Source organism: Aquabacterium sp. UBA2148, assembly GCF_002328915.1.
Lineage (GTDB): Bacteria > Pseudomonadota > Gammaproteobacteria > Burkholderiales > Burkholderiaceae_C > Aquabacterium > Aquabacterium parvum.
Window position 1 is genome coordinate 303 of sequence record NZ_DCXA01000067.1, and the last position, 4,320, is coordinate 4,622.

5 protein-coding genes are annotated in these 4,320 nt (G+C 63.6%); 4 read left to right on the top strand and 1 reads right to left on the bottom strand.

The window, feature by feature from the left end; all coding sequences use genetic code 11:
- The coding region (locus B2W70_RS03685) for a response regulator (protein WP_286742977.1) at window positions 1–319 on the bottom strand (319 nt) is incomplete at its 3' end.
- A gap of 287 nt (window positions 320–606) precedes the next feature.
- Here B2W70_RS03685 and B2W70_RS03690 point away from each other — a divergent pair.
- The 4 genes from B2W70_RS03690 to B2W70_RS03705 all read left to right on the top strand — a co-directional run bounded on the left by B2W70_RS03690 (window position 607) and on the right by B2W70_RS03705 (window position 4,206).
- Window positions 607–1,056, top strand: a complete 450-nt coding sequence (locus B2W70_RS03690) for a hypothetical protein (protein ID WP_058087975.1) — start codon at window positions 607–609, stop codon at window positions 1,054–1,056.
- A gap of 97 nt (window positions 1,057–1,153) precedes the next feature.
- Entirely contained in the window at window positions 1,154–1,516 is a 363-nt protein-coding gene (locus tag B2W70_RS03695) for a response regulator (RefSeq protein WP_058087974.1), read from the top strand.
- 53 nt (window positions 1,517–1,569) lie between these two features.
- Entirely contained in the window at window positions 1,570–3,696 is a 2,127-nt protein-coding gene (locus B2W70_RS03700; RefSeq protein WP_058087973.1) for a chemotaxis protein CheA, read from the top strand.
- A 33-nt stretch (window positions 3,697–3,729) separates the two neighbouring features.
- Window positions 3,730–4,206 (top strand): chemotaxis protein CheW, encoded by a 477-nt coding sequence (locus tag B2W70_RS03705; RefSeq protein ID WP_058087972.1) that lies wholly within the window; start codon window positions 3,730–3,732, stop codon window positions 4,204–4,206.
- Window positions 4,207–4,320 lie beyond the last annotated feature (114 nt).

Here is a 4,320-nt window from a genome sequence, read left to right on the forward strand (position 1 = left end):
GGGCCAGGTTGCTTTTGAGCAGGTAGTCGTTGGCGCCATTGCGCATGGCCTGGACGGCGATGTCCTCGCCGATTTCGCCCGAAACCAGGATGAATGGCACGAGTTTGCCCAGAGCGCGCACCTTGTCGAGCGCCGCCAGGCCGGAGTAGCCAGGCAGGTTGTAGTCGGACAGGATCAGGTCCCAGTCCTCCGCCAGCGCCTCGATGAGGGCCCGCTCGGTCTCGACCCGGGTGATGTCGGCCTCGATGCCGCCTCGGCGAAGGTGGGCGGTCACCAGGGCGTGGTCGCCTTCGTTGTCTTCGAGGTGCAGAACCTTCAAGCGAACGGGCGGCAAGCCCGTGCCAGCCCCATTTGCCGGGGGATTCGGTGTGGGCGAGTGTGAGAACTCTGGCACAGGTGCGTTTCCGATCCTTCGATTTGAGCCAAGTTTTCCCGCGTCATTTTGAACACCGACCGGCGAGAAGTGGAAAAAATTGTACCAACCGGCTAAAGCGCAAGGTCCGATTATGCAAAGGCCTAAGGATCTGCGAAAACCTGCCGAGAACCCCATGTGTCCGGTCATGACTTGAGCATGACCGCCCCCCAATCCGGTTGAGTGGAGCCACGATGAGCTACGAAGACCCCGGCACGGACCGGCCGCCAGAGATGCCTCTGCTGCTGGCCGCGGAGCTGCAGGATCACATGATGACGGCCACCAACGACCTGGAGCGCCTGCAGCGCTTGCTGGACGACGCCTGCCAGGCCCTGATGGAGGGCTTTCACACCTCGGCAGGCCAGCTCGGCACGGTCATCGACCAGGGGCACGAGATCACGCCGCACCTGCACGAGGTTCGCCAGACCCTGTACAAGGCCGTCACGGCCCTGCAGTTCCAGGACATGGCCACCCAGCTGATCGCCCACACCAACAAACGCCTGCGCAGTTGCGCTGACCAGATCGCCCGGGATGCCTTGGGCGACGACGACCCGGACGGGGCTGCCGTGGTCGAAGAAGGCCCGCTCAAGCCCAACCCTGTCACCCAGGACGAAATGGATGCCGGCTCGGTGGAGTTGTTCTAAAGAATGACTTACCACCTGCCGAAAACAACCATGCCGTTGACAGGTTTCAACACACCGATTCCCTCCTGATCACACTCATCCAGCAACGGAGCGCGCCATGCACTCGATTCTTGCCGTCGACGATTCCGCATCCATGCGTCAAATGGTCTCCTTCACGCTCAAGAGCGCGGGCTACAACGTCATCGAGGCCGTGGACGGCCAGGACGCCTGGGAGAAAGCGGGTGGACGCAGCTTCGACCTGGTGCTCACCGACCAGAACATGCCCCGCATGGACGGCATCAGCCTGACCAAGAAGCTGCGTGAGTCGCCCCAGTTCAAGAGCACCCCCATCCTGATCCTGACCACGGAGTCGAGCGATCAGATGAAGCAGGCTGGCCGCGCTGCAGGCGCAACGGGCTGGCTGGTCAAGCCGTTCGACCCGAACAAGCTGATCGAAGTGATCCAGAAGGTCATCCGCTGAGCGCCTGACCGACCGAGCGAATCGGCCCACCCGTTACACATCTGGAGCCAGACATGGCAGACACGAGCACCGACAACAGCACGTCATCCGCGGGCATCGACCTCAGCCAGTTCTACCAGGTCTTCTTTGAAGAAGCCGGTGAGAACCTGGAGAACATGGAGCAGCTCCTGCTGGAGCTCGACATCGAGTCCGCCGACGACGAGGAGCTCAACGCCATCTTCCGCTGCGCGCACTCCATCAAGGGTGGCGCCGCGACGTTTGGTTTCAGCGACGTGGCCGAGCTGACGCACCAGATGGAGACGCTGCTGGACAAGCTGCGTCGCCACGAGCTGACGCCCACGGCGCCGATGGTCGACGTGCTGCTGCAGTCGGGCGATGCGCTCAAGGCCATGCTGGGTCGTCATCAGGGCTCAGGTGCCGATGCCATCGACACATCTGAGCTGCTGGTCAACATCCGCGCCATGGTCGCTGGCGATGCGCCGGTGGTCGCCGTTGCGGCTCAGAAGCCCGCGCCTGCTCAGCCCGCCGCCACGCCTGCTCCCATCGCCGTCGCTGCTGCTGCGCCCGATGGCCAGCGCACCGTCGAGCTGCGTGTGGGCCCCCTGGACAACCCATCTCAAGCCGACAACTTGGTTGATCTGTTCAAGGAAATCGTCGACCTTGGCACCATCGAGCCTCTGCCGGATGACGCCATGCTCGTGGGCGTGCGCCGCTTCAAGGTCATCACCCGCACGCCCGAGTCCGAACTGCTGGACCTGTTCACGTTCCATGTGGCCCGTGAGCAGGTGGCATTCCTGGCAATGGGCGAGACCGCTCAGCCTGCTGCCGACGCCGGTTATGGATTCTTCGATGCCCCTGAAGCGCCCAAGGCACCAGAGGGTTACGGATTCTTTGACAACGCCCCCGGCTCGCCCGACAAGCCTGCACCGGTTGCTGCCGCCGAGGCGCCGCAGCTCAAACCCGTGGCCGCTGCAGCCAAGCCCGCTGCCAAGGTTGAAAAGCCCGCTGCCGGCCCCGAAACTTCGACCATCCGCGTGTCGGTCGAGAAGGTCGACCAGCTCATCAACCTGGTGGGCGAACTCGTGATCACCCAGGCCATGCTGGCCCAGAACAGCCGCGGTCTCGACCCGGTCGTCTACCAGCAACTGGTCTCGGGCCTGACCGACCTGGACCGCAACACCCGCGACCTGCAAGAAGCCGTGATGTCGATCCGGATGATTCCGATGTCGACGGTGTTCAGCCGCTTCCCTCGCATGCTGCGCGACCTGGCCAACAAGCTGGGCAAGAAGGTCGAGCTGGTCACCCAGGGTGAGGCGACCGAGCTGGACAAGGGCCTGGTCGAGAAGATCACCGACCCGCTGACCCACCTGGTGCGCAACTCCTGCGACCACGGCGTCGAAATGCCGGCAGACCGCCTGGCCAAGGGCAAGCCGGAAGTCGGCACCATCACCTTGGCCGCCTCGCACCAGGGCGGCTCCATCGTCATCGAAGTGCGCGACGACGGCCGTGGCCTGAACCGCGACAAGCTGATCAAGAAGGCCCGTGAGAAGGGCATCGATGCACCTGACACGATGACCGACGCCGAGGTCTGGAACCTCATCTTCGCGCCGGGCTTCTCCACGGCCGACGAAGTGACCGACGTCTCCGGCCGCGGTGTCGGCATGGACGTGGTCAAGAAGAACATCACCTCGCTGGGTGGCACGGTCGAGATCGACTCGGCCGAAGGCTACGGCATGCGCGTGGCGGTTCGCCTGCCACTGACCCTGGCCATCATGGACGGCATGAGCGTGGGGGTGGGCGAAGAGGTCTACATCCTGCCGCTGTCCTCGGTGGTCGAGAGCTTCCAGGTCAACCAGGACGTCATCAAGACCGTCGGCGGCTCGGGTCGCGTGGTCGAGGTGCGCGAGGAGTACATGCCGGTCATCGAGCTGGAGAAGGTCTTCCAGGTGCCTCGATTCGACTGGGAGCACAACAGCGGGATCATGGTGGTCGTCGAAGCAGAAGGTGGCCGAGTGGCCCTGCTGGTCGACGAACTGCTGGGCCAGCAACAGGTCGTGGTCAAGAACCTCGAATCCAACTACCGCAAGGTCAGCGATGTATCGGGCGCCACCATCATGGGCGATGGTCGCGTGGCGCTGATCCTCGACGTCGGCAGCCTGGTGCGCCGCTCGCGTCACTGACGCCGGGCACACGCAGGGCACAAGGAGAACAGCATGGGCATGATGGAAAAACTGGACGTGCAGACCGAACTGGCGCGCGAGTACCTGACCTTCCGCCTCGGTGACGAGGAATACGGCATCGACATCCTGAAGGTGCAGGAAATCCGCGGCTACGAGAACCCGACCCGCATCGCGAACGCACCGCACTTCCTCAAGGGGGTGCTGAACCTGCGCGGCACGATCGTGCCGATCGTCGACCTGCGCCTGCGCTTTGGCTGCGCCACGGTCGAGTACAACGCCTTCACGGTCTCCATCGTGCTGCACATCGGCCAGCGCACCATCGGTGCCGTGGTCGACTCGGTCAGCGACGTGATGGAGATCCCCTCCGATGCGGTCCGTCCGGCACCGGAGATGAACTCGGCCATCGACGCCACCTACATCCGTGGGCTGGCCCAGATCGGCGAGCGCATGGTCATCCTCCTGGACATCGAGAGCATGTTGATGAGCCAGGACATGTGCCTGATCGACTGAAGCAGTTGAGCAGAGACAGGCGATCTTGTTGGAGCCGGGCAGTTGCCAGCGGCTTCGACACCAACCTTGTTGAGGAACGCGAGATGAAAAAGCACATCAAGTGGATGGTCGCCG

What these genes read in the sequence shown, in the direction of transcription:
- B2W70_RS03705 (WP_058087972.1), top strand. Translation starts at nt 3,730, where the DNA reads ATGGGCATGATGGAAAAACTGGACGTGCAGACCGAACTGGCGCGCGAG.
- B2W70_RS03690 (WP_058087975.1), top strand. Translation starts at nt 607, where the DNA reads ATGAGCTACGAAGACCCCGGCACGGACCGGCCGCCAGAGATGCCTCTG.
- B2W70_RS03700 (WP_058087973.1), top strand. Translation starts at nt 1,570, where the DNA reads ATGGCAGACACGAGCACCGACAACAGCACGTCATCCGCGGGCATCGAC.
- B2W70_RS03695 (WP_058087974.1), top strand. Translation starts at nt 1,154, where the DNA reads ATGCACTCGATTCTTGCCGTCGACGATTCCGCATCCATGCGTCAAATG.